The sequence below is a fragment of the Streptomyces sp. NPDC006925 genome (assembly GCF_042869575.1).
In the GTDB taxonomy this organism is placed as follows: Bacteria; Actinomycetota; Actinomycetes; order Streptomycetales; family Streptomycetaceae; genus Streptomyces.
Map to the genome: position 1 here is coordinate 12,806 of NZ_JBIAGB010000035.1, position 23,992 is coordinate 36,797.

Sequence of the window (23,992 nt, forward strand, 5' to 3'; positions counted from 1 at the left end):
TCCCCTCCCTCTCCTGACCGCGGGGCGGGGCCGCAAAACGGAGCGAACAGCGGCAGATCGGGGAGCGTGGGACGGATATGCGAAAGGCCGCAGCGTCTGCTGACACTGCGGCCTCGGATGCTCCCATGCGGGTACCGGGTGGGCGATACTGGGTTCGAACCAGTGACCTCTTCGGTGTGAACGAAGCGCTCTCCCACTGAGCTAATCGCCCCGGGTGTTCCGCCGTTGGCCCGGCGGCACGTGCAGAACAATACAGTGCGTCTCACTCTTCATCCAAACCCCTTTCCAGCAGGGTCCGCAGACCGCGCAGACCGCCGCGCATCATCAGCCGGTGGTTGGCGACGAAGAGGGGCCGGGCGGGGACGGCCAGCAGGCGCAGCAGGCGCCTCTCGACCTCCACGTCCTGGGTGAAGAGCGCGACGCTGCCGCCGTCGGCGGCGCGTACGCTCCAGCGGGCCCAGCCGTCCAGGTCGCCGCTCATCCCGACCTCCAGGATCCCGGCCGCCGGGTCGCGGCGCCGTGCGTGAAGGCCGATCGAGAGCCGGTAGGGCAGCGAGGCCCGGATGTGCAGGAGACCGCTGTCCTCGCCGGTGCGGGCGAACCCGCGCACCTGGGGCCACCACGCGGGGTACGCGTCGAGCCGCTCCAGCGCGGCGTAGACCCGGTTCGGCGGAGCCGCGACCGGCCAGACGGCGCGGAAGCGGTAGTGGTTCGGATCCACGGGCCGACCCTCCCGGGAGCGGGGACTCTACGACGCAGGGCCCGGAAGCTGGTCGCTTCCGGGCCCTGCGTATGGCGTGGGCGATACTGGGTTCGAACCAGTGACCTCTTCGGTGTGAACGAAGCGCTCTCCCACTGAGCTAATCGCCCGCCGGCGGGCACAACATTACCGCATGTCAGCGGGTGGTCATGACCATCAGGAAGGCTGCCGGGCCGCCTGCCGGGCCGCTTTGCGCTCCTTGCGGGCCGCGCGGCGGCCCTTGAGCCACCGGGTGCCTTCCCGGTACTTGCGCTTGGTCCATCGCAGCACGTGCTGCGCCCAGACGAACTCGGTCGCCCAGACCGCCATCCCTCCGAAGATCACGAGCCAGCCGGGACCGGGCAGCAGAAGCATGATCACGCCGCCGGCCACGATCGCCAGACCGACGATGAAGATCACCACGCGCCAGCTCAGGTGCAGCGGCCGGGACGCCTGGACGAACCTCGGCGCGCGGGAGCCGAGGGGTTTCTCCTCCCGGACCTCAGACGGCATCGCGTCACTCTCCGCAGTCATGACAGACAAGGTACCTGACTCTTTTCGGCCAGGGCCGGTTCACTGGAATGGCGGCACCTCCCAAACCTACAAGAGCCGTACGAAGGAATCGATTCCGTACAAAACAGTCAGAGGGGTTTACAACCGGCGCGTAGGTGGCATGTCGATTTCGCCGACGTGCGAATCCCCGAGCGCACACTGAGCGAAAGGCCCTGGCGCTTATGAACACAACGGTGAGCTGTGAGCTGCACCTGCGCCTCGTTGTTTCGAGCGAGTCCTCACTGCCTGTACCAGCGGGCCTGCGGTACGACACGGCGGACCCCTACGCCGTGCACGCCACCTTCCACACCGGTGCCGAGGAGACCGTGGAGTGGGTCTTCGCCCGCGACCTCCTCGCCGAGGGGCTGCACAGGCCCACGGGCACCGGGGACGTCCGAGTCTGGCCGTCCCGCAGCCACGGACAGTCCGTGGCCTGCATCGCCCTCAGTTCCCCGGAGGGCGAGGCCCTGCTCGAGGCCCCGGCGCGGGCACTGGAATCCTTCCTCAAGCGGACCGACGCGGCCGTACCGCCCGGTACCGAGCACCGCCACTTCGACCTCGACACCGAGCTCTCGCACATCCTCGCGGAGAGCTGAGACCGCCGGTCACCGCGGCCGTCCGACTCGGGGCGACGGCCGACGGTCCGGCAGCCGTGTGCCACGGCACCGCTTCGTGTAACGGCACACTGCGACGCCGCCGCCGCGTACTCGTACGCGGCGGCGGCGTCGCTGCGTACGGCGACGGCGCGGCCACCGTCCGGAAACACCCGCCCTCGGGCCGGAGCCCAGCGACTAGGCTTCCCCTCAGGCCGGAGGATTTCCCGGACACGGCAGGAGCGGCCCGTGCAGATCAACCACGACACCCGGTGCGCGCTCGACCAGGCGGTCGAGCTGCTGAACACCATGGCGGACGGCGAGACCCCCGACACGCTGGTGTCCGTGGCAGACCTGCGCTCCTACGCGGAGCGCACCAACGTCAGCGGGGTCGGCGCGCTGTCCGAGGAGGACGTGCGTGCCGTCCGCGCGGTGCGGGAGCGCTTCGCGCAGGTGTTCGCCGCCGAGGACACCCGCACCGCGGCCGGACTGCTCAACGCACTGGTCGCCGAGGCGGGCACGACGCCCCAGCTCACCGATCACGACGACTACGACTGGCACGTGCACTACTTCGCGCCCGGCGCCTCCGTCGCCCAGCATCTGGCGGCCGACTGCGGCATGGCGCTGGCGTTCGTCCTCGTCGCGGGCGAGCGCGACCGGCTGCGGCGCTGCTCGGCACCCGACTGCCGACGGGTCTTCGTGGACCTGTCCCGCAACCGCTCCCGCCGCTACTGCGACAGCCGCACCTGCGGCAACCGCCTTCATGTCGCCGCCTACCGGGCGCGCCGGCGGGAGTCGACCGGGAGCAGCGTCCCGCGCTGAGCGCCCGGCGCCGCCCGCTGTGGCCGCCGCTGCCCGGCCCGCGGCGGCCTGTCAGAGCAGCAGCAGGTCGTGCGCCCCGGCGGCGCCGAGCAGCACCGCGATCACGGCGAGGAACAGCATCAGCGGCGGTTGGGAGAGTGCGTACAGGCATCCCTTGGGCTCGGAGGGCGGCAGCTCGTCGAGCTCGATCGCGGAGTTCGGCGTCGTGTCCATCTCGCCGCGATCATGGCGCAGCCCCGGCGGCACCGGACGAGTGCTCCACCCCTTTCCCGGTGGTTTCCGCCGGAAAGCCCGCTGTGCCGTGGTCTCGCGTGCTAAGGCGGTCCGGCACACGGGGACGGCAGTCGCTCGGCCCGGACCGGCCGGGCGGAGGAGCTAGATGCCGTGCTTCTTGAGGATGGCCTCGATGTCGGAGAAGTCCTCGCCCGGCTCGGCGCCCTTGCCCTTGCCCTTGCCCGCCGCGGGTCTGCCTGCCGCGGACGCGCCGGGCGCGGGCTGCTGCCGGGTGGCGGGCGGCCCGGACGCGCCGAGCGCGGGCGCTCCCGCGGCGGGCTCCGCGGCCCGCGTCTCCCGGCGGGACGCTGCCGATCCACTACGGGCCCCGGCCGCGCGGCCGATGATCCACAGCACGACGGCGCAGGCCAGCACGGCGAACCCAGCCCAGACGGTGGGCTTGAGCACCAGATCGGCCGCCCAGCTGCCGACCGCCCTGCCGATCTTGCCGCCGAGCCCGACCAGGCCGGACATCGCCAGCCCGACCGGCACCAGCGCGACGGCGGCCAGCCGCGTCGCGGCGGCGAAGCGACGCCGCCACGCCGTGAGGAAGGCGATGGCCAGGCCGGCCGCGGAGAGCGCGGCGCAGACGGTGGTGGTGAGCATGTCTCCATGGTCGCACCGGCCGGGCGGTGGCGGCCATGGCCGGGGCCGCGGTTCAGGGAGATCTCCGGGTAGGCCCCCTCCTGGGGGCTGAGAGACTGGCGCCATGGACAACCCCACCGACTCCGGCACCACCCTCCCCCAGCCGCGCGCCACCCTGGAGGTGTGGTGCGAGCTGCAGTGCCCGGACTGCCACCGCGCCCAGACCGATCTGCGGGCCCTGCGGGAGCGGTACGGCGACGCGCTGGAGATCCGGCTGCGGCACTTTCCCCTGGAGAAGAACAAGCACGCCTATGCGGCCGCCCAGGCGTTCGAGGAGGCGTACGAGCAGGGCAGGGGCGAGGAGTACGCCGCGGCGGTGCTGGCGCGCACCGGGGAGCTGACCGAGCGGGGCGAGACGCTGCTGGTCGAGGTGGCCCGCGACCTGGACCTGGACGCGGACGAGTTCGCGACGGCCCTGATCGACGGACGGCATCTGCTGATGGTCGACGCCGACCAGGCCGAGGGCAAGGCGATCGGGGTGACGGGCACCCCGACGTACGTCATCGACGGGCAGCGGCTGGACGGCGGCAAGAGCCAGGAGGGGCTGCGCGAGCGCATCGAGGAGATCGCCGACCGGCTGCTGGGGCGCTGAGCGGCGGCTGTCGCAGCGGCGTCCTGAGCGTCACAGCAGCGGCTTGAGGTAGTGGCGCTCCACTGTCCGGTAGCCCAGCGAACCGTAGAGCCGCCGGGCCGGTGTGTTGCCGGCGAAGACGTTGAGGCCGAGACGGTGCGCCCCGGCCTCCAGGCAGACCGTCTCCGCGGCCAGCATCAGGGCGCGTCCGTGGCCCTCGCCCCGCCTTCCGGGCCGCACGCGGACGTCGTAGACCCAGGCGTGGACATCGTCGCGGGGCAGCCCGGTGAAGCCCAGCCAGAACGTGCCGACGGCGGTGCCCTCGCTGCTGAGGACGCGCAGCGCGGCCCCCGCCGTGGCGGCTCCTTCCGGCAGGTGCGTGCGCCGCCCGGCCGCGGACCGGGCGAGGGCCTGCTCCCGGGAGTGGCCGTTCTCGATCAGCCCGGCGACGAAGGTCGCGGCCTGCTCCTCCCACCAGGCGTCGAACTCGGCGTCGGCCAGCGGGCGCAGCGCGCGGCCCGGGGGCAGCCCGGGGCGGGTGTGCGGCGACGGCAGCGACTTGATCAGATGGCTGCTGCTCTCCGCGTAACCGAGCGCGGCCAGCAGGCGGACTCCCGCGGGAGTCCGCTCACGGCTCCCGTCGGGCTCGGCGGACGACTCGGCGTCTGGGGTCAGCGGGACACTCGCCTCGACACGGGTGCAGCCCCAGCCGCGCAGCACCTCCTCTGCGGCGAGTGCCGCCACGGCGCCGCGGCCCCGCCGCCGCTCCCCCGGCTCGACGTACAGCCGCAGCCGCCCGGGCGCCGGGCCGTCCTCCGGCGCTCGGCTGAGGTGCACGGTGCCCACGGGGCGGGAGTTGACCCGGATCTCATAGGCGCGCGCGCGTCCGCCCTCGGGTGGGCGGATTTCCGGACCGGTGGGGCGCAATGTGGTCGTCACGGTGCCGTTCTACCCGGGCGGCCGCCCGGTGCCCACCTGCTGCGCCGCGGATCGCGCGGACCAGCACGCGTCCCCGCGGCGGCCCGCGGCGCCGCTACGGGTCGATGTCGGCCGCCGAACGCTCCTCGAAGGTCCGCATGGCCTTGGCGGTGACCGGGCCCGGCGCGCCGGGCAGAACACGTCCGTCCAGCCGCGCCACGGCCTGCACGTCACGCAGGCTGGAGGTCACGAAGACCTCCTCGGCCCGCTCCAGCGCCGCCATCGGCAGATCCGTCTCGTGCGCACCCGCCCACTCCAGGACCAGGGCCCGGGTGATCCCCGCCAGGCAGCCCGAGGCGAGCGGCGGTGTGTGCAGCTCGCCGTCGAGGACGACGAAGACGTTGGACCCGGTGCCCTCGCACAGCCGGCCGTGGGTGTTGGCGAACAGGGCCTCGGTGGCCGCCTGTTGCCGCGCGCGGGCGAGCGCGACGACGTTCTCCGCGTACGAGGTGGTCTTCAGCCCGGTGACCGCGCCGCGCTCGTTCCGGGTCCAGGGGACGCTGACAACCGAGGTGGTGTCCGGGCGACGGGTCGCCTCGCCGAGGGCGACCACGAGGGTGGGGCCCGCCTCGCCGCGGTCCGAACCGAGCGGCGAGACGCCCCCGGTGTAGGTGATCCGCAGCCTGCCGTAGGGCATCGGGTTGGCGGCGGTGACCGCGTCGCAGGCCCGCCGCACCTCGGCCGCGTCGGGCTCGGGCAGGCCGAGGCCGCGCGCCGAGGAGGCGAGCCGCCGCAGATGCCGGGTGAGCGCGAACGGGGTGCCCTCCACGGTCCTGAGCGTCTCGAAGACCCCGTCCCCGACTGTCAGTCCGTGATCGAACACGGAGACGTTCGCGCTGTGTGCGTCCTGGAGTCCGCCGTCGAGCCAGATCTTCACTGCTGTTCACCTCGGGGAGCCGCTGGGGGCCGCTGTGTCACCGGACGGGCACCGGGTGTGGCCGACCCGCGCGCTGCGGTGGCCTCGGCGTTCGTGTCGGTCCCGGCGTTCTTGGAATTCTCGTCGTACTCCCCCGACGCTACCGCGAGCAGCCGGGAAGCCTTCAGTTCCGTCTCCCGCCATTCCTGCTCCGGATCGGAGTCCCAGATGATCCCCGCACCCGTGCCGAAGCGCAGCAGCGGGCGCGGGTGGTCCCGCTCGATCCAGAACGTGCGTATGCCGACGGCCAGCGCGCCCGTTCCACGGTCGGCGTCGACCCAGCCGATGCCGCCGGTGTACGGGCCGCGCGGCGCCGTCTCCAGCGTGTCGATCAGCCGCAGCGCGGAGGACTTGGGCGCGCCGGTGATCGAGCCGGGCGGGAAGGTGCCCGCCAGCAGCTGCGCCCATCCGCCGGCTCCGCGGGCGGCGGGCCCGGCGGCCTCCGGCAGCTCGCCGCGGACGGTGGAGACGAGGTGGACCAGGTTCCGGTAGGGCTCGGGCGCGCACAGGGCGGGAACGGTGATGGAGCCGGGCACGCACACCCGGCCGAGGTCGTTGCGGACCAGGTCGGTGATCATCACGTTCTCGGCCCGCTCCTTCTCCCCCAGGTCGGCCGCGGAGCGGCCGGTGCCCTTGATGGGGCCGGACTCGACGGTGCGGTCCGCGCGCCGCAGGTACAGCTCCGGGGAGGCCGTGGCGATCTCCACGCCGTGCGCCGGCAGACGCACGGTGCCCGCGTAGGCCGCCGGGGTGCCGACGGCGAGCCGGGCGGTGAGCTGGTCGATGTCGGCGGCCCCGGCGGCGGGGTCCGGCAGCGGCGCGGACAGCACCCGGCAGAGGTTGACCTGGTAGACGTCTCCGGTGCCGATGGCGGCACGGATCCGCCGCACGCCCTCGGTGTAGGCGGCGCGGTCCAGCGAGCTGACCCAGTCACCGGCTGCCGGGCCGCGCCAGCGGCCGGGCACCGGCGCGGGGAGCGGCGCCGGGCGTACGTCGCCGAAGCGGGCGCAGCACAGCCCGCCCTCGTAGTCGGCGACGACGGCCCACCACCCCGAGGAGTCGAGCGCCTCGGGGTCGCTGGTCACGTCGCGGAGATCGGTGGCGAGGTGGCCGCCCAAGCGGGCGAGCGGGGTCAGATCGGACACGGTTTCGAGTCTATGAGGACGGCGGGGGCGACCACGCTGCGGAAACGGAATTTGAGCTGGCACGGGAATCCGCTAAAGTTCAACACGTCGCCGAGGCGCAAGCGCCCCGGGGACGGCCTCCCGGGTGCGTCCCGGAAAAGGCACTGCGGACGTGGCTCAGTTGGTAGAGCATCACCTTGCCAAGGTGAGGGTCGCGAGTTCGAATCTCGTCGTCCGCTCGATGTGGGGACCTCCCGGACCCCGCACCTGGTGGAGTGGCCGAGAGGCGAGGCAACGGCCTGCAAAGCCGTCTACACGGGTTCAAATCCCGTCTCCACCTCCAAGGACGATTAGCTCAGCGGGAGAGCGCTTCCCTGACACGGAAGAGGTCACTGGTTCAATCCCAGTATCGTCCACCGGGTCCGGTCACCTCCGGACCTTCCGCGCGGTTAGCTCAGCGGGAGAGCGCTTCCCTGACACGGAAGAGGTCACTGGTTCAATCCCAGTACCGCGCACGGACGATTAGCTCAGCGGGAGAGCGCTTCCCTGACACGGAAGAGGTCACTGGTTCAATCCCAGTATCGTCCACACCTGATCGAGGGCCCCGGCGGTTTCGCCGGGGCCCTCGTGCTGTTCCGGGCTCCCGTGCCGCGGACTCATCCGTCACGGGCTCCCGCGCCGTGGGGCGGATCCGCGCTCAGGAGGAGAAGAGCATCCGCCCGAAGCCACGGCGACCGTGATGGCCGTGGTGCCCATGGTGACCGTGATGGCCGTGGCCGTACGAGCCGTGCTGCGGCGCGCCCCAGGCCGGTCCGGCGGAGTAGCCCTGCGGTCCGGGCGGCGGCGGAGGCGCCGACTGCCCCCACTGCGCCTCCAGCCTGGTGAGAGCCTCCAGCTCGCCGTAGTCGAGGAAGATTCCCCGGCAGCTGCCGCACTGCTCGATCTGCACACCGCTGCGGTTGTACGTGTGCATCGGCGCACCGCACTTGGGACACTGCATCATTCGTCGGATTCCTCTCCCTACCGGTTGCCCACCGGATCCCTCACCGGTGACCGGACACCCCCGGTCCCGGTCGGCACTGCTCCAGCCTACGGCCCCCGGGCCGCGAGGAGTTCGGGGCCTGCGAAAGAGCCGCGATCCGGGCGCACGCGGCCACGCACGCCTCCTCCGCCTCGTCCAGGGAACGGCCCTCGGTGCCGGCCTTCGCGACGCCGAGCGCCGCGCCCTGCACCGTCAACGCCCGGGCCGGCGCGTCGAGATACGGCCACGGGTCGGCACCGGCCAAGCCGTGCGGGACGAGCTCGGCGCGGACGGCACCGGCCGCCGCTGCGATCTCGACGGTCCGGGTGTAGGCGCCGAGGAAGCACTCCCACACCGCCGCCGGGAGGAGGCCGGCCGCGAACCAGGCGGCGGGCCGCGCCAGATCCCAGGCCGGATCGCCCAGCCCGAGGTCGTCGATGTCGATGAGCTGCCAGGGCCCGTCGGGCCGCGGATGGCGGACGAGTTGGCCGAGGTGGAAGTCGCCGTGGCACAGGGTGCGGGGGGCCGGGCCCGGCTCCTCGTCCCGGCACCAGGGCGGCAGCCCGGCCCATGCGCGCTCGACGGCCTCCGCCGACGCGCCATGCGCACCCCGGGGTGCCCGCCGCATCCGCTCCAGGGCCCGGGCCGCCTTGGCCGGGCCGCGCATCGGCGGCAGCGGACCGGGGAGCCGTGCGGGCGCCGGGAGCGGCGCCGTGTGCAGCCGGGCCAGCAGCACACCCGCCGCTCCCCAGGGCGCTGCCGCCGCGTCGTCCGGGTCGACCGGGGCGCCGAGGGGCCAGACGCTGCCGAGACGACCGCCGGGCAGCGGGGAGGTGGCGCCGCCGGAGGCGGGGGGCAGCAGCACCCCGCGGTACTCCGGGGCCGCGGCGACCCGGATCCGCACCTCCAGCGCGGGTACTTCCGCGTCGGGCGCGTGCGCCTTGGCGACCCGGTCGCCGACCCGCACGACGGCGGCATCGGAACGGTCGGCGAGCACGTCGCCCTGCCCCCGGGGGTCGCCGGCGAGTACGGCGAGGGACTGGTGCAGCGCGCGGCTGCCGCCGGGACTCTCAGGATCGGCCACGAGTACTCCACGGGTTCGACGCGGGCACCGCAGGGCGCACCGCTGTTCCGAGGGCGGCGTCCGGAGCACCGGACCGGCCGCCGGATACGCGAGAGCCCGGGCAGCTCCCCAGCTGCCCGGGCCTCGTGCCGTCCGCCGCACCCCCGTCCCCACGGGGCTGTAGAGCCGGAAGTCCCCGACCCGGTCCGCTCCACCGGGCCCGGGGCCGCTCAGGACCCCAGCATTCCGACCACGGACGACGCCTGTGTCAGCACCATCCGGCCCCAGCCCGAGACGAGGCCGAGGAGGAGGGCGAGTGGCAGCACCATGGCGGCGGCCACCAGCGGATGACGACGGCCGCCGGGGCGGGCGCCGAGATCCGCGAGTGCCGCGAGCCGCCCCTTCCCCGCGGGCGCCGCGCGCCCGGCCGTGTACGCCATGATCCGCTCCTGATCGTTGTCTGGAGCGGCGGACGTCCGACCTCGGGGGACGAGTGCTGCGCCCGCCGCTCGACAACCACATTAGGCAGGGCTGCCTGCGGCGGCGTCATGCGCGCGTACCGACTCGGGGCCTCCCGCAGGATGACGCGCGGCGGGGCCGCCTACTCCCCAGGGTGGAGGGCGTCCCCGGCCCTCCCAGGGTCTTCCCCCAGGGGGTACCGCCGCCCGGTCCCCCGCACGGCCCGAGGGGGTGAGTTCTCTCACTCCCCCGCCGCCTCCCGGCCCTGGTCGAGCCGGTCCTTCCGGCCGGGCGGGGCGGACGGCGCAGGCTGTCCGGCACCGCTGTCGGCCGCGGCGCCCACCGGATCCGTCACCGCGTCAAACACCCTGCCGCGGGGCGGGTTTGACGGCGCGGGACCGGGGGCGCGCAGGCGTGCGGAACCGGCGCGCCCGGTGGAGTCCCCTTCGACGACCGGGCTCTGACATCCCGTCTGGCGCCGCGTGCGCGGCCTATCGTCGGCTCGCCGCGGCAGTCCGTAAGCTGTGGTCGTCAGACGGACCGGACACCGGTGGGCTGCTGCCCCACCGGATGCCGGAGGTGGGCCACCGCCCACCGGACACCGGAGGTAGGAACGGACATGGCGATGATGCGGCTCCGGCGCGAGGACCCGCGAGTCGTCGGCTCGTTCAGGCTCCACCGGCGCCTGGGAGCCGGCGGTATGGGCGTGGTCTACCTGGGTTCCGACCGGCGCGGCCAGCGGGTCGCGCTGAAGGTGATCCGGCCGGACCTGGCCGAGGACCAGGAATTCCGCTCCCGCTTCGCACGCGAGGTGTCCGCCGCGCGGCGGATCCGCGGCGGGTGCACCGCCCGGCTGGTGGCCGCGGACCTGGAGGCCGACCGTCCCTGGTTCGCCACCCAGTACGTGCCGGGCCCCTCGCTGCACGACAAGGTGAACGAGAGCGGCCCGCTGCCCGCCGCGCAGGTCGCCTCGATCGGCGCCGCACTCGCCGAGGGCCTGGTGGCGGTGCACGAGGCGGGTGTCGTGCACCGCGATCTGAAGCCGTCGAACATCCTGCTGTCCCCCAAGGGCCCGCGCATCATCGATTTCGGTATCGCCTGGGCGACCGGCGCGAGCACGCTGACGCATGTGGGCACGGCGGTCGGCTCCCCCGGATTCCTGGCGCCCGAGCAGGTGCGGGGCGCGGCGGTCACCCCGGCGACGGACGTGTTCGCGCTGGGTGCCACGCTGGCGTACGCGGCCACGGCGGACTCCCCGTTCGGGCAGGGCAGTTCCGAGGTCATGCTCTACCGCGTGGTGCACGAGGAGCCGCTGCTGGACACCGTGCACGCGGCGCTGGCCCCGCTCGTCCACGCCTGTCTCGTCAAGTCGCCGGAGGACCGGCCCAGCACGCTGCAGCTCTCGCTGCGGCTCAAGGAGATCGCGGCGCGGGAGGCCCGCGGCCTGTCCGACGGCGGGGATCCCGCCCCGGGCGCCCGGGCCGCATGGCACGGTGAGCGGCCGGGGACGGGCGGGCGGTCCGTATCCGGCGCGCGGCCCGCCGGGGAGCGCCGCCCCCGGGACCCGATGCAGCAGCGGACCCAGCGGGACACCGTCGGCTGGGAGCGCGAGCGGGCGGCAAGCGCCCCCCGGGCCTCGACTCCCCGCTCGGCACGTTCGACCGCGTCCGGCACCTCGCGGGCTTCGCGGGCCTCGCGGGACGGCGCGCATCCGACGGGCAACGGCTCGCGCAGGGACGCGCGTCCGCCCCGCCGCCCGGCGGCGCCGCCGGCTCAGCGGGGCGGCGAGCGGACGGCGAACGGCAGGCCGACCGGGCCGCGGCCCGCCGCCCGGCGCGGGCGCCCCGGCGGGCTCGGTCCGGCGGCCCGCAAGAGGAGACTGCTGCGGCAGCGGCTCATCGTCTTCGTGACGGTGACCCTGCTGGTCGCCCTGGGCATCGCGGTGGCCCAGGGATGCGAGGGCCCCGCCCGCGGACTCGGCAGCACCTCGGTGCAGGTGCCGTGACCGGGAGGCCGCGGGTGCCGTGACCCGGCAGCCGGTCCCGCACGCGCGGGTCCCGGCGGACCGGCGCGCGTCCGCGGGCCGGTCCGCCGCTCTGGCGGCGGGCTGCGCGCGGCCCGCCGACGCGTTTCCGAATGTCGTCTCAGCCGGCCCGCCGACGCGTTCCGAATGTCATCTCAGCCGGCCCGCCGCGCGACCGCATAGAAGGCGACGGCCGCGGCGGCGCCCACGTTCAGCGAGTCGACTCCGTGGGCCATCGGGATGCGGACCCACTCGTCGGCGGCGCGCAGCGCGCGGGTGGTCAGTCCGCTGCCCTCGGCGCCCAGCAGCAGGGCCGTGCGGTCCCCGCAGTCCCGGGTGGCGGTGTCGAGGGGGACGGCTTTCTCGTCCGGCGTGAGGGCGAGCAGCGGGAGCCCCGCGTCGCGTACCGTCTCCAGGCCCTGCGGCCAGCTCTCCAGCCGGGCGTAGGGCACGGCGAACACGGCGCCCATGGAGACCTTGACCGAGCGGCGGTAGAGCGGGTCGGCGCAGTCGGGGGAGAGCAGCACGGCGTCCATGCCCAGTGCGGCGGCGCTGCGGAAGATGGCGCCGATGTTGGTGTGGTCGTTGACCGACTCCATGATCACGACGCGGCGCGCTGTGGCCAGCAGGTCCTCCGGCTTCGGCAGCGGCTTGCGCTGCATGGAGGCCAGGGCGCCGCGGTGCACGTGGTAGCCGGTGACGCGCTCGGCCAGCTCCGGGCTGACGGCGTAGACGGGGGCGGGCACCTCGTCGATGACGTCGCGCATGACATCGATCCACTTCGCGGACAGCAGCATCGAGCGCATCGTGTACCCCGCCTGCCGGGCCCGGCGGATCACCTTCTCGCCCTCGGCGATGAACAGCCCTTCGGCGGGCTCGCGCCTGCGCCGCAGTTCGACGTCGGTCAGTCCCGTGTAGTCGCCCAGCCGGGGATCGTCGGGCTCGTCGACGGTGACGAGCCCGGCGGCCGGCCGGCCGCCGGGGGTGCCGGGGGAGGATGAGGTAGCCACAGGCCGATACTGCCCTGTCCCGCTCGAAGTGCCAATGCGTCGATACCGCCGCGTACGGGCTGGTTGTCCGGGGCGTGCCCGGCGGATCACGGTGCGGTCGGGCCCACCGCCACCACGTCGCCGATCACGATGACGGCCGGTGGCCGTATGTCCTGCGCCGCCGCGCGGTCGGCCGCCGTCGCCAGGGTGGCGTCGACCCGCCGCTCGGTGGCCATGGTGCCCTCCTGGACGATGGCGACCGGGGTGTCGTCGGGGCGGCCGTGCGCGCGGAGCGCCGCGGCGATGGCGCCGAGGTTCTCCACCCCCATCAGCAGCACGAGCGTGCCCCGCAGCCGGGCGAGCGCGGTCCAGTCGACCAGCGAACGCGGGTCGTCGGGCGCGACATGGCCGCTGACGACGGTGAACTCGTGGGCCACGCCCCGGTGGGTGACGGGGATGCCGACCGCGCCGGGCACACTGATCGCGCTGGAGATGCCCGGGACGACGGTCACCTGCACCCCCTCGGCGGCGAGTTGCTCGGCCTCCTCCATGCCGCGGCCGAAGACGAACGGGTCGCCGCCCTTGAGCCGCACCACGGACCGCCCGGCCTTGGCGTGCTCGACCAGGACCGCGTTGATGGCCTCCTGCGCCATCGCCCGGCCGTAGGGGATCTTGGCCGCGTCGATCACCTCGACGTGCGGCGGGAGTTCGTCCAGCAGGTCGCGGGGGCCCAGCCGGTCGGCGACGACCACGTCGGCCTGGGCCAGCAGCCGGCGGCCCCGCACGGTGATCAGATCCGGGTCGCCGGGTCCGCCGCCGACGAGGGCGACGCCGGGGGTGCGGGGCCCGCGCTGTTCCGCGCCGAGCGTGCCGTCCCCGAGCCGGGCCACGACGGCGTCCCGGATGGCGGCAGCGCGGCGCGGGTCGCGTCCGGCCGCGCCGTGCTCCCCGCTGGTGAGGACGGCGACGGTGATGCCGTCGCTGCGGCCGGTTGCCGGGGTCCAGGCGGTGCCCCGGTCCGCGTCGTCCGCACGGACGCACCACACACGTCGGGCCTCGGCCTCCGCGACGATGGCGGCGTTGACGGCGGCGTCGTCGGTGGCCGCGATCGCGTACCAGGCGTCCGCGAGGTCGCCGTCCCGCCAGGCGCGGCGCTCCCAGGCGATCTCCCCGGCAGTCGCCATGGCTTCGACGGAGGGCGTGGCTTCGGGCGCGACGAGGGTGACCTGCGCACCCGCCGCCAGCAGCGCCGGGAGGCGGCGCTGCGCCACGGTGCCGCCGCCGACCAGTACGACGCGGCGGCCGTCCAGACGGAGTCCTACAGGGTAGGCGGGAGTGGCGGAGGTTTCCGACATCTGGGACGGCATCCTTCTCGAGAGGGCGGGCCGGCTCGTCCACCGGGCCGAGGACGACGCCGCTGCGGCGGTGGAGCGGCGGGGACGGTGAGGAACAGCCTAGTGCGGGACCGCCGAGCGGCGCTGTCTCGCAGGTCACGGGGCAGGTCGGCGTCCCCCGTGGTACCGGGGTGCCGCCGACGCGCTGGACGGGCCGCGCGGCGGGAACGCTCCGGTGGCTGCCGGAGGTGCCCGCCGCGTGGCGCGGAACCGTTCAGCTCTTCTCGGTGACGCCCGCCGCGTCGAACGTGGCGACCTCGTGCATCGCGCGGGCCGCGCTCTGCACCATGGGCAGGGCCAGCAGGGCACCCGTCCCCTCGCCGAGCCGCAGGTCGAGGTCGAGCAGCGGACGCAGCCCCAGCTTGGTGAGCGCGGCGACATGACCGGGTTCGGCACTGCGGTGCCCCGCGATGCAGGCGGCGAGCGCCTCGGGGGCCACGGCTCGCGCGACCAGCGCGGCGGCCCCCGCGCTGACGCCGTCGAGGATGACCGGAGTGCGCAGCGAGGCACCGCCGAGGATCAGCCCGACCATCGCGGCGTGCTCCAGTCCGCCGAACGCCGAGAGCATGCCCAGGGGGTCGGCCGGGTCGGGCTGGTGCAGCTCCAGCGCGCGGCGCACGACCTCGACCTTGCGGGCATGCGTCTCGTCGTTGATGCCCGTACCGCGCCCGGTGACCTCGGCGGGGTCCGCGCCGGTGCAGGCGGCGATCAGCGCCGCGGAGGCCGTCGTGTTGGCGATGCCCATCTCGCCGGTGAGCAGCGCCTTGTTGCCCGCCGCGACCAGGTCGCGGGCGGTCTCGATGCCCACCTCCAGGGCCCGCTCGACCTCCTCCTGGGTCAGCGCGGGGCCCGCGGTCATGTCCGCCGTGCCGGCCCGTACCTTGCGCGGCAGCAGACCGGGGGTGGTGGGCAGTTCGGCGGCGACGCCGACGTCCACGACGCACACCTCGGCACCCACCTGGTTGGCGAACGCGTTGCAGACGGCGCCGCCGCCGAGGAAGTTGGCCACCATCTGCGCGGTCACCTCCTGGGGCCAGGGGGTCACGCCCTGCTGGTGCACCCCGTGGTCCCCCGCGAAGACCGCGACGGCGGCCGGTTCGGGCACCGGGGGCGGGCACTTGCGGGAGAGGCCGCACAGCTGGGCCGAGATGATCTCCAGCATGCCGAGCGCCCCGGACGGCTTCGTCATCCGCTTCTGCCGCTCCCACGCCTCGCCGAGCGCCTTGGCGTCCAGCGGGCGGATGGTGCTGAGCGTCTCGGCCAGCATGCCGGTGGGCTCGGCGCCGGGCAGCGCCCGGCGCCCGTAGGACTCCTCGTGGACCACCCACGACAGCGGGCGCCGCTTGGACCAGCCGGCCTGCATCAGCTCCGGCTCGCCCGGGAACTCGTCGACGTAGCCCACGCACAGGTAGGCGACGACCTCCAGGTGTTCGGGCAGTTCCAGCGCGCGGACCATCTCGCGCTCGTCGAAGAAGCTGACCCAGCCCACGCCCAGGCCCTCGGCCCGCGCGGCGAGCCACAGGTTCTCCACGGCCAGCGCCGAGGAGTAGGGGGCCATCTGCGGCTGTGTGTGCCGCCCCAGTGTGTGGCGTCCGCCGCGCGTCGGGTCCGCGGTGACGACGATGTTGACGGGGGTGTCGAGGATCGCCTCGATCTTCATCTGCTTGAACTGCTTCGCGCGGGCCTTGGGCAGCGACTTGGCGTACGCCTGGCGCTGCCGCTCGGCCAGCTCGTGCATGGCGCGCCGGGTCTCCTCGGAGCGGATGACCACGAAGTCCCAGGGCTGGGAGTGCCCCACGCTGGGCGCGGTGTGCGCCGCCTCCAGGACGCGGAGCAGCACCTCGTGCGGGATCGGGTCGGACCGGAAGCCGTTGCGGATGTCGCGCCGCTCGCGCATCAGCCGGTGTACGGCTTCCCGCTCGGCCTCGGCGAACCCGGGCGCGGGCTCGCCCGTGGGGGCGGCGGCTGCGGGCTCGTCCTGTGCGGCCCCGCCCTCGGGAGCCTCGCCCGCGGGGGCCTGCTCGTCGGGAGCCTCGCTCTCGTGAGCCTGGTCGCCGGGAGTCCCGCTCCCGGGGCCTTCGTTCTCGGCAGGCCGGCCGACGGTGGATTCACCGTCGGTGGCCGGGTCGACGGTGGCCGCGTCGCGGACCGGTTCCCCGGCGGGCTCCGGCACGCCGGTGAGGTCGGGGTCGGTGCCCGCGTCTGCGGCGAGCGCCCCGTCCGGGGGTCCGGCGGAAGCCTCGGGCTGGGCTTCGGGGGCGGCTGCGGCCGTCGGCGAGGGCCCGGCGGGAGCGGCCTCGGGGGCCGGGGCCGCCGCATCCGTGGTCTCGGCGGCGGCAGCGGTTTCCGCGGACGGCGCGGGGCCGGACGCCGCACCGGATTCGGCGGCCTCGGCGGACGGGCCGTCGGCGGCCTGCGCCTCGGCGGCCGCGCCGTCGGTGGGCACGGCAGCGCTGTCGGCGGGGTCCGGGGACTCCGTGCCGGGCCCTCCCGGCGAGGTGTCGGCGGCGTGCTGCTCGGCGGCGGCCGGGCCGGTCGCCGGGGTGCCGTCCGCGGGCAGCGGCTCCGCGGGCTCTCCGCCGGAGGGGCCGGCGTCCCCGGCGGGCTGCTCGGGTGCGGCGGACGGAGCGGGCTCCGCGGCGGGCTCCGCAGCAGCGGCGGTGTCGTCCGCCGCTGCGTCCGGTACCTCGGCGGTGGGCTCGGCCGGGGTCTGCGGCGCCTCTCCCCCGGCTGCGGCCTCCGGCGCCGCCGCGGCCGGTGCCGGGCCCGCACCGTGCGCTGCGGCTTCGGCTGCCGGGGCGGGGACGGCGGCTTCGGGGGCCGCGGTGGCGTTCTCGGGGGTGCCGGGGGGCGCGTCCGCCGCCGTCCCGGGAGCAGCGGCTTCGGGGACTGGCATGGGCTCGGGCTCCTCAACGGGCTGCGCCTCGGACGCGGTGGTGCCCGGGGAGTCTGGTGCTGTTGCCTGCTCGGGGATCACGGGGCTGTCCGACCGGTGGCCGGCGGGGTGCTCCGGGTCCTGGTTTATCGGAGGAGCGGTCGAGGGCGGTACGGCCGCCTCCTGCTGGCGTACCGGTTCACCGCCCTGCGCGGGAACGGTGGGCGCCTCGCCGGGCTGCGCCTCCCGGCGCGGTCCGGGCACGGTGTCGTTGACGGGGCCGTCCTGCCCGGGTGCCTCCCCTTCCGGTTCCGGGGGTACCGCGGCAGCGGGGGCCGGACCGTTCCCGGCGGGCGCTCCATGAGGCTGGGCGGGGTGCTGCGCCACGTCGTCCGTCTGCTCTTCGGGCGGCGCGGGAGCCGCGGCGGCGTCGGCCGCTGGCGGCGCCGCGGGGGCGTCGGCCGCTGGCGGCGCCGCGGCGGCGTCGGCCGCTGGCGGCGCCGCGGGGGCGTCGGCAGGGGATTCGTCGGCGGGGGCGGGGGCCTCGGCGGGGACGGGCTGCGGGGCCCGGACGTCCTGCTGGGACGGGAGCTGGCCCAGCTGCGGTCCCGGCAGCGGCTCCTCGGCGGACGGTGCGGCCTGGTCGGGCTGCGGCGCCGGGGCCGCTGCGGCGGCCGGGGCGGCCTGCGCACCGGTCTCCGGTACGGGCTGCTGGGGCTGCTGAGGCTCCGGTGAAGCCTGCGCTCCGGGCTGCTCGGCTGCCGGCGCGGGCGGACCCGGCTGCGGGGCGCCGGACTGGTCGGGTGCTGCCGGAGCGGCGCTCTGCGGGTCCATGACAGCAGGTGCTGTCGCCGGGAGGTCGCCGGCCTGCTGCTCGGTCGGAGCAGCACCCGCCGCCTCCGCGGCCTGCGTCTCCTCCGCGGCGGAGGGGACGGAGTCCTGCTGAGCGGGCGCGGGCTGCTGCTCGGCCGCGGGGTGGCCCTCCCCGGCGGACGGCTGCGGCGCGCCCTGCACCGGTGCGGCCTGCGGGGCCGAGGCTGCGGGCTGCGCGGCGGCGCGCTCGGAGAGCGGGCGCACGGTGCCGGACTGCTCGGGCACCGGCGGCCCGAGGTGCAGCGGGCGGCGCGGGCCGGGGCCGGAAGTGCCCTGCGTCGTGGGGTGCGCGGGCTGCGGCTGCTGGGGGGCGCGCACGGCGCTCATGTCGTACGCGCCGGAGTCCCGGCCGTCGGCCTCGTGCGCTCCCTGATCCGCTCCAGCCACCCCGGCCTGCTCCTCGGCCGGGACGGGCTGCACGGCGGCCTGAGCCTCCTGCTGGTACGCGGCGTCCTGCGGCCCGTACCCGTGCTGCGCGTACGCGTCTGCACCGGCCGCGTCGTGCGGTGCCGGTGCACCGTCCGGTCCGTACTCCGTTCCGGAGGGGTATCCGCCGTCCTGCGGCGGGGGGGCGGCGTCCTGCTGCGGCTGTCCGTACGGGTCGTACCCGTATCCGTATCCGCCCTCCTGCAGGGGCTGGCCTGCCGGCTGCCCGGGCGTCGGCTGCTCGTTCCAGGCACCCTGCGCGGAGGGCATCAGCAGCAGGTCCTCTTCCTCGTGGGGCTCGTGGTTCTCGGGGTTCGCATGAGGATCGTGGTGAACGTGCGCGGCGTGAGCGGAGTGCGCCGGGGCCGCGTCCGGGACATCGCCGCTGCCGTCGGCGAAGGAGTAGCCGCCGGAGCCCGGGATGTCCGGCTGTCCCTCCGGCTGCTGCCCGCCTGCGTTCTCCGGCAGCCCCTCGCCCGGGATCTGACCGGTGTCAGTCATGCGTTCCCCTCGCCCATCGCTAGTGCTCCTTCCAACCGGCGGACGGACCGCCGCGCCCCGCAGATGAAGAACGAGCACGCACTCTGTGCGGCACGTGCCTTCGGCTACACCATTCGGACAACGGCGGACGAAGCGTCAACCCCGAACGGTGGCACAACAGTCCATCAGCCTACCCGGCACGGCCGACCCCGCCCGCCAGGGGTGGGAGGGAAAGCGCACTTCGTCGCGGTTCGTCACGCACGACGTCACAGAGGTTCAGTTCCGGACGGCGGACAGCAGGAAGACGACGGAGCGTTCGGTCTCCGTCCACCCGGCCGTCTCCAGCCGCACCGACTGGAGAAGGGCGCACTCGACGGCGTATCCCCGCTCCCCGAGGGCCCGTCCGGCCGCCTCGGCCTCGTCCCGGGTGCCGGCGTGCGTGACGATGCGGGCGGGGCGGCGGTCCGCGACGGCGGTGACGGTGGCCGTGCCCCCGGCGCCGATCCGCACCACATCGGGCTCGGGCAAGTCCTCCAGGATGTGCGGCGCGACGCCGTGCACGATCTCCAACTGGACGCCGAAGCGCCGCGCGGCGGCGTAGCCGCGGCCGCAGGCGTCGGCGTCGCTGTCGACGGCGATGACCGCGGCCCCGAACCGTGCGGCCTCCACCGCGAACGCGCCGCTGCCCGCGCCGATGTCCCAGACGAGGTCTCCCGTGCGGGGCCCCAGCCAGGCCAGTTGGGCGGCACGCAACTGCGCCGGCTCGCCCGCCGCCGGCCCGCCGCCGCTCCCCTCCGCGGGCTCTCCGGCGTACTCGGCCGTCGGCAGGGCCCAGCCGCGGACCGCGGGCGGGTAGCCGACCTCGTGGCCCGCGAGCCATCCGGTGCCCTGGGTGGCGCCGCTGTCGGCGCCCGCCCCGCTGCCCCCGACGACGATCACCACGTTCGGGTCGCGCCAGGTGTGGTCGGCGACCTTGTCCGAGGTGAGGACGGTGACCTGCTCGCGCTCGGTGCCCAGCGCCTCGCAGATGACGAAGGTGCGGTGGACCCCGTTCAGCAGCAGGGCGAGTTCGGCCGGCCCGGCGCCGGGCGAGGTGAGCACGGCGACCTTGTTGTGTGCGCGGCAGACGTTGACCGCGCGGCGCAGCGTTCGGCTGGTGGCGACCACGAGCTGGGCGTCGTCCCAGGGCATCCCGGCGCGGGCGAAAGCCGCGGCGACCGCGGAGACGGCGGGCACGACCTCGACCTCCAGGCCGTGCTCGGGGGCGCGCAGGGTGCGCACGACGCCGAAGAAGCCGGGGTCGCCGTCGGCCAGGACGACGGCCGTGCCGCGGTGGCGTGCGATGCGCCGCGCCGCGAGGGAGGTGCTGCCGAGCCGGATGCGCTCGGCGCGTGGCGGGACCTCGGGCAGGGCGAGATGGTGCGCCGCTCCGGCGACGAGGGTGGCCGCCGCGAGCGCCGAGCGGGCTGCGTCGGTCAGCGGCGAACCGTCCCACCCGATCACGGTGACGCGGTCGGCCATGGTGGGTGTCTCCTGGCTGGTCTGGGCACATCGCAGGTCGGGCCCACAGAGCGTACCCCCTGTCGCGGCGGGGCAGCGTCCGCGCACCCCGCCGCTTCCGGCGGTCCGCGCCCCCGGGCCCGGCAGGCGGTGTCAGTGCCGCCGGGGCCAGCCGGGGTGGGGCGCGTAGCCGCCGGTTCCGGCGAACTGGTCGAAGCTGCCGTCCAGGTCCTCGGGCAGCAGGCTCCAGACGATGAGGTCGGTGCGGATCTCCGCCCAGCCGCCCTGGGCCCCGGTCCGCGAGGCCCCGAAGTTCTCGGTGCGGGTGCGGGCTATCCACGCGTTGCGCAGCACCCCCTCGCTGATGCAGCCCAGCTTCTGGGCCACCTGCTGGGCTGCGGTGTTGTCGGCCGCCGTGCGCAGCTCCAGGCGTTCGAACTTCTGGTCCTGGAAGAGCCAGTGGGCGACGGCCGCCAGCGACTCGGAGGCGTACCCCTCGCCACGGGCCCAGGAGGCGGTGGCGTAGAGCGCGTGGGCGGAGAGTACCCGCCAGTCCGCGCCGTGCAACTCGACCAGACCGACGAGCCGCTGGGTGAGCAGTTCGGTCACGGCGAAGACGATGCCGTCGCCGGAGGTGCGCCGGGCGGGGGCGCTGCGGGTGACGAAGTCCCGGGCCCGGCCCTCGTCGTAGGGCACGGGCGACGCCAGCCAGGCGGTGATCTGGTCGTCGGCCATCATCGCGGTCAGCGCGGGGACGTCCGCTTCCTCGAACGGGCGCAGCACGAGCCGGTCCGTGCTGATCGAGATGTCCGGGAAGGTCGAGGTCATGCGCCGCTCCTACACGTCGGGGTGCACAGCATGCAGCATCGGCACCGGGATGCGCAGCGCCGGGCCCGCCCCGACAGGGGGACCCGGCGCTGATCAGAGACTTGTCGACACGGGGACTTTCCCCGGTTCAGGCCGTGGGCTCACGATCCCACAGGCCCGAAGACCGGTTCGATCGCCCCCTGGTACTTGTCCTCGATGAACTTCTTCACCTGGGGGGAGTTCAGCAGCTCTGCCAGCTTCCGGATCCGCGGGTCGTCCTGCTTCCCGTCCTTGACCGCCAGGAAGTTGGCGTACGGGTTGCCCTCGGCCTTCTCCGCCACCAGCGCGTCCGAAGCGGGGTTGAGCCCGGCGTCGACGGCGTAGTTGCCGTTGACGACGGCGGCGTCCACATCGTCGAGAGCGCGGGGGACCGCCGCGGCCTCCAGTTCCTTGAACTTGAGGCCCTTGGCGTCGGCGATGTCGCCGAGGGTGGCCTCCGGCCCCGCACCGGGCTTCAGCTCGATGAGCCCGTGTTCGTCCAGCAGGTGCAGGGAGCGGCCCTCGTTGGTGCTGTCGTTGGGGACGGCCACGGTGTCGCCGGACCCGATGCCCTCGAGGCTCTTCTCCTTCCTGGAGTAGAGGCCCAGCGGCTCCAGCTCGACGTCGACGACCGGCCGGATGTGGGTGTGCTGCTTCTCGTTGAAGTCGTCGAGGTAGGGCTTGTGCTGGAAGAAGTTGGCGTCGACCTCGCCGCTCTCGGTGGCGGTGTTGGGCACCACGTAGTCGTTGAACCTGCGGATGTCGAGCTTCAGCCCCTCCTTCTCGGCGAGGTGCTTGTCGACGTACTCCAGGATCTCGGCGTGCGGGGTGGGCGAGGCGGCGATTGTGAGAGTCTGCTCGTCCTCACCGCCCCGGCCGACGCCGTAGCCGATCAGGGCCAGCGGGACGACGACGGCGGCGGCCACCGCGGCGGTACGGCCGCGCCCCAGCCTGGCGAGCCGCCGCCCGGCGCCCCCGTCGGCGCCCCCTCCGCCGCCGCGGGCCGTCAGCAGCCGCACGACGGCGTCGCCGACCAGCTGCACGGCGGTGACGACGACGATCAGCGCGACGACCGTGGCGACCATGACGCCGGTCTCGAAGCGCTGGTACCCGTACTGCACGGCCACCGAGCCGAGTCCGCCGCCGCCGACGGTGCCCGCCATCGCCGAGTACCCGATCAGCACGATCACGGTGGTGGTCAGTCCGGCCACCAGGGACGGCAGCGCCTGCGGGAGCAGCGCCTTGAAGACGACGGTGGGAGTGCCGCCGCCCATCGCCTGCACCGCCTCGACCAGGCCCCGGTCGACCTCCCGGACGGCGGTCTCCACCAGCCGCGCGAAGAACGGGATCGCGCCGATGGCGAGCGGCACCACGGCGGCCGTGGAGCCGACCGACTGGCCCACGACGAAGCGGGTGAAGGGGATCAGCGCGATCAGCAGGATGATGAACGGCAGCGATCTGCCCACGTTCACCAGCGCGCCGAGCACGCGGTTCACGGGCGTGTTCCGCAGCATGCCGCCCTTGTCGGTGAGGACGAGCAGCAGCCCCAGGGGCAGACCGCCGACCAGCGCGACGAGCGCGGAGCAGCCGACCATGTAGAGCGTGTCCCAGAAGCCCTGGAACAGCAGCGGCTGCATCTGTGACCAGCTCACTCGGCACCTCCCTCGGTGCGTGCGGCGGACTGCCCGGCCGGGGCCGCCACCGCTTCCGCGCTCCGGTCGCCGGACGGGTCGCCGGCGATGTCCGCGGCACCGCCGGCGACCGCGGCGACGTCGACGGTCAGGCCCTGCTCGCGCAGGAATCCGATCGGCACCACGTTCTCCTCGAATCCGCCGGGCAGCTCGATCCGCATCCGGCCCACCTGCTTTCCGGCGACGGTGTCCATCGCGGCGCCCAGGATGGAGATGTCGACGTTGTAGGTCCGCGACAGCTTGGAGATCACCGGCTCGGTCGCCGTCTCGCCGTGGAAGGTGACGTCGACGACCGTGCGGCCGGGCGCCGAGGGCTCCCCGCCGACCGGGAAGAGTTCGCCGGCCAGCTCGGAGCCGGGCGTGGCCAGCAGCTCGGCGACCGTGCCGGACTCGGTGACGCGCCCGTTCCGCATCAGCGCGGCCGAGTCGCAGACCGCCTTGACGACGTCCATCTCGTGCGTGATCAGCAGCACCGTGAGGCCGAGCTGCTCCTTGAGATCGCGCAGCAGCCGGAGCACGGAGCGGGTGGTCTCCGGGTCGAGCGCGGAGGTCGCCTCGTCGGAGAGCAGCACCTTGGGGTCGCCCGCGAGGGCGCGCGCGATGCCGACCCGCTGCTTCTGGCCGCCGGAGAGCTGGCCGGGGTAGGACCCCGCCCGGTCGGCGAGTCCGACCAGGTCGAGCAACTCGTGCGCCTTGCGGGTGCGCTGCTGTCCGGAGTGGCCGAGGATCTCCAGCGGCAGTTCGACGTTGCCGAGCACGGTGCGCGAGGACAGCAGGTTGAAGTGCTGGAAGACCATGCCGATCCGGGCGCGGGCCGCGCGGAGCTCCCTGCCCGCGCGGTTGCCGCTGCCGGTGCGGGCGGCCAGGGCCGTGAGGTCCTGGCCGTCGACGGTGACGGTGCCGGAGGTGGGGCGTTCGAGCAGGTTGACGCAGCGGATGAGCGAGGACTTCCCGGCCCCGCTGCGGCCGACGACGCCGAACACCTCGCCTTCTTCGACGTGGAGGTCGACGCCGTCCAGCGCGGTGACCTCGCGGTCCCGCGTGCGGTAGACCTTTGTGAGGTCCGTTGTGGTGATCACAGAATCGTCCGTGGTGTCGGTGGGATGAGCGCTTGCGGTGCCGTCCGGGCAGGCGTGCGG

At 74.6% G+C, this 23,992-nt stretch carries 20 protein-coding genes, 7 tRNA genes and 1 pseudogene; 9 read left to right on the forward strand and 19 right to left on the reverse strand.

What is annotated here, in order from left to right; translation table 11 throughout:
- Positions 1-139: 139 nt before the first annotated feature.
- From ACFYNS_RS29815 to ACFYNS_RS29830, 4 genes and pseudogenes are all read right to left on the reverse strand, one after another.
- A tRNA-Val gene (locus ACFYNS_RS29815) sits at positions 140-211 on the reverse strand.
- 51 nt (positions 212-262) lie between these two features.
- Entirely contained in the window at positions 263-721 is a 459-nt protein-coding gene (locus ACFYNS_RS29820) for an SRPBCC family protein (RefSeq protein ID WP_388605905.1), read from the reverse strand.
- 77 nt (positions 722-798) lie between these two features.
- A tRNA-Val gene (locus ACFYNS_RS29825) sits at positions 799-870 on the reverse strand.
- A gap of 88 nt (positions 871-958) precedes the next feature.
- Positions 959-1,273, reverse strand: a pseudogene (locus ACFYNS_RS29830) (TIGR02611 family protein); the annotation flags it as partial.
- 200 nt (positions 1,274-1,473) lie between these two features.
- On the opposite strand from ACFYNS_RS29830, the gene ACFYNS_RS29835 reads away from it, so the two are divergent.
- Both ACFYNS_RS29835 and ACFYNS_RS29840 read left to right on the forward strand, forming a co-directional pair.
- Complete coding sequence (locus ACFYNS_RS29835; protein ID WP_026005227.1) at positions 1,474-1,887, forward strand: SsgA family sporulation/cell division regulator; 414 nt, start codon at positions 1,474-1,476, stop codon at positions 1,885-1,887.
- Between the two features lie 246 nt (positions 1,888-2,133).
- Positions 2,134-2,706, forward strand: a complete 573-nt coding sequence (locus tag ACFYNS_RS29840) for a CGNR zinc finger domain-containing protein (RefSeq protein WP_360300551.1) — start codon at positions 2,134-2,136, stop codon at positions 2,704-2,706.
- Between the two features lie 51 nt (positions 2,707-2,757).
- On the opposite strand, the gene ACFYNS_RS29845 is transcribed toward ACFYNS_RS29840, so the two are convergent.
- Both ACFYNS_RS29845 and ACFYNS_RS29850 read right to left on the reverse strand, forming a co-directional pair.
- Positions 2,758-2,919, reverse strand: coding sequence for a hypothetical protein (locus tag ACFYNS_RS29845; RefSeq protein WP_276474314.1), 162 nt, complete (start codon positions 2,917-2,919; stop codon positions 2,758-2,760).
- Positions 2,920-3,081: 162 nt separating this feature from the next.
- A complete protein-coding gene (locus ACFYNS_RS29850; protein WP_388605907.1) occupies positions 3,082-3,585 on the reverse strand; it encodes a hypothetical protein in 504 nt (167 codons plus the stop codon).
- A 103-nt stretch (positions 3,586-3,688) separates the two neighbouring features.
- Between ACFYNS_RS29850 and ACFYNS_RS29855 the strand changes: the two genes are divergently transcribed.
- Positions 3,689-4,216, forward strand: coding sequence for a DsbA family protein (locus tag ACFYNS_RS29855; protein WP_360300546.1), 528 nt, complete (start codon positions 3,689-3,691; stop codon positions 4,214-4,216).
- Positions 4,217-4,246: 30 nt separating this feature from the next.
- Here ACFYNS_RS29855 and ACFYNS_RS29860 read toward each other — a convergent pair whose 3' ends face one another.
- The 3 genes from ACFYNS_RS29860 to ACFYNS_RS29870 all read right to left on the reverse strand — a co-directional run bounded on the left by ACFYNS_RS29860 (position 4,247) and on the right by ACFYNS_RS29870 (position 7,234).
- Entirely contained in the window at positions 4,247-5,134 is an 888-nt protein-coding gene (locus tag ACFYNS_RS29860; RefSeq protein WP_388605910.1) for a GNAT family N-acetyltransferase, read from the reverse strand.
- 94 nt (positions 5,135-5,228) lie between these two features.
- On the reverse strand, positions 5,229-6,050 hold the full coding sequence (locus ACFYNS_RS29865) for an aminotransferase class IV (protein ID WP_388605911.1): 822 nt from the start codon (positions 6,048-6,050) through the stop codon (positions 5,229-5,231).
- Positions 6,047-7,234: a chorismate-binding protein gene (locus ACFYNS_RS29870; protein WP_360300539.1), complete on the reverse strand. Its 1,188-nt coding sequence runs from the start codon at positions 7,232-7,234 to the stop codon at positions 6,047-6,049. The genes ACFYNS_RS29865 and ACFYNS_RS29870 overlap by 4 nt, the downstream gene beginning before the upstream one ends.
- A gap of 145 nt (positions 7,235-7,379) precedes the next feature.
- Between ACFYNS_RS29870 and ACFYNS_RS29875 the strand changes: the two genes are divergently transcribed.
- The 5 genes from ACFYNS_RS29875 to ACFYNS_RS29895 all read left to right on the forward strand — a co-directional run bounded on the left by ACFYNS_RS29875 (position 7,380) and on the right by ACFYNS_RS29895 (position 7,801).
- Positions 7,380-7,452, forward strand: a tRNA-Gly gene (locus ACFYNS_RS29875).
- Between the two features lie 30 nt (positions 7,453-7,482).
- Positions 7,483-7,556 (forward strand) — tRNA-Cys (locus ACFYNS_RS29880).
- Position 7,557: 1 nt separating this feature from the next.
- A tRNA-Val gene (locus tag ACFYNS_RS29885) sits at positions 7,558-7,629 on the forward strand.
- Between the two features lie 27 nt (positions 7,630-7,656).
- Positions 7,657-7,728 (forward strand) — tRNA-Val (locus ACFYNS_RS29890).
- 1 nt (position 7,729) lies between these two features.
- Positions 7,730-7,801 (forward strand) — tRNA-Val (locus tag ACFYNS_RS29895).
- 109 nt (positions 7,802-7,910) lie between these two features.
- On the opposite strand, the gene ACFYNS_RS29900 is transcribed toward ACFYNS_RS29895, so the two are convergent.
- The 3 genes from ACFYNS_RS29900 to ACFYNS_RS29910 all read right to left on the reverse strand — a co-directional run bounded on the left by ACFYNS_RS29900 (position 7,911) and on the right by ACFYNS_RS29910 (position 9,737).
- The gene (locus tag ACFYNS_RS29900; RefSeq protein WP_360300536.1) at positions 7,911-8,216 is read right to left on the reverse strand and encodes a zf-TFIIB domain-containing protein; all 306 of its coding nucleotides are present in this window, start codon (positions 8,214-8,216) and stop codon (positions 7,911-7,913) included.
- A gap of 40 nt (positions 8,217-8,256) precedes the next feature.
- On the reverse strand, positions 8,257-9,318 hold the full coding sequence (locus ACFYNS_RS29905; protein WP_388605912.1) for a phosphotransferase family protein: 1,062 nt from the start codon (positions 9,316-9,318) through the stop codon (positions 8,257-8,259).
- A 209-nt stretch (positions 9,319-9,527) separates the two neighbouring features.
- Positions 9,528-9,737 (reverse strand): hypothetical protein, encoded by a 210-nt coding sequence (locus tag ACFYNS_RS29910; protein WP_360300533.1) that lies wholly within the window; start codon positions 9,735-9,737, stop codon positions 9,528-9,530.
- A 638-nt stretch (positions 9,738-10,375) separates the two neighbouring features.
- On the opposite strand from ACFYNS_RS29910, the gene ACFYNS_RS29915 reads away from it, so the two are divergent.
- Positions 10,376-11,761, forward strand: a complete 1,386-nt coding sequence (locus ACFYNS_RS29915; RefSeq protein WP_388605914.1) for a protein kinase — start codon at positions 10,376-10,378, stop codon at positions 11,759-11,761.
- Between the two features lie 173 nt (positions 11,762-11,934).
- Here the strand turns inward: ACFYNS_RS29915 and ACFYNS_RS29920 are convergent, their stop codons facing one another.
- The 7 genes from ACFYNS_RS29920 to ACFYNS_RS29950 all read right to left on the reverse strand — a co-directional run bounded on the left by ACFYNS_RS29920 (position 11,935) and on the right by ACFYNS_RS29950 (position 23,932).
- On the reverse strand, positions 11,935-12,789 hold the full coding sequence (locus ACFYNS_RS29920; RefSeq protein ID WP_360300870.1) for an RNA methyltransferase: 855 nt from the start codon (positions 12,787-12,789) through the stop codon (positions 11,935-11,937).
- Positions 12,790-12,875: 86 nt separating this feature from the next.
- Positions 12,876-14,123, reverse strand: a complete 1,248-nt coding sequence (gene cobA / locus ACFYNS_RS29925) for a uroporphyrinogen-III C-methyltransferase (RefSeq protein ID WP_360300873.1) — start codon at positions 14,121-14,123, stop codon at positions 12,876-12,878.
- A 253-nt stretch (positions 14,124-14,376) separates the two neighbouring features.
- A complete protein-coding gene (gene cobT, locus ACFYNS_RS29930) occupies positions 14,377-18,837 on the reverse strand; it encodes a nicotinate-nucleotide--dimethylbenzimidazole phosphoribosyltransferase (RefSeq protein WP_388605917.1) in 4,461 nt (1,486 codons plus the stop codon).
- A gap of 255 nt (positions 18,838-19,092) precedes the next feature.
- The gene (gene cbiE / locus ACFYNS_RS29935) at positions 19,093-20,337 is read right to left on the reverse strand and encodes a precorrin-6y C5,15-methyltransferase (decarboxylating) subunit CbiE (protein ID WP_388605919.1); all 1,245 of its coding nucleotides are present in this window, start codon (positions 20,335-20,337) and stop codon (positions 19,093-19,095) included.
- A 132-nt stretch (positions 20,338-20,469) separates the two neighbouring features.
- Positions 20,470-21,144: a GNAT family N-acetyltransferase gene (locus ACFYNS_RS29940; RefSeq protein WP_360300882.1), complete on the reverse strand. Its 675-nt coding sequence runs from the start codon at positions 21,142-21,144 to the stop codon at positions 20,470-20,472.
- A 140-nt stretch (positions 21,145-21,284) separates the two neighbouring features.
- Positions 21,285-22,814: a MetQ/NlpA family ABC transporter substrate-binding protein gene (locus ACFYNS_RS29945; protein ID WP_388605921.1), complete on the reverse strand. Its 1,530-nt coding sequence runs from the start codon at positions 22,812-22,814 to the stop codon at positions 21,285-21,287.
- Positions 22,811-23,932 (reverse strand): methionine ABC transporter ATP-binding protein, encoded by a 1,122-nt coding sequence (locus ACFYNS_RS29950; RefSeq protein ID WP_388605923.1) that lies wholly within the window; start codon positions 23,930-23,932, stop codon positions 22,811-22,813. Before ACFYNS_RS29950 ends, ACFYNS_RS29945 begins: the two co-directional genes overlap by 4 nt.
- Positions 23,933-23,992 lie beyond the last annotated feature (60 nt).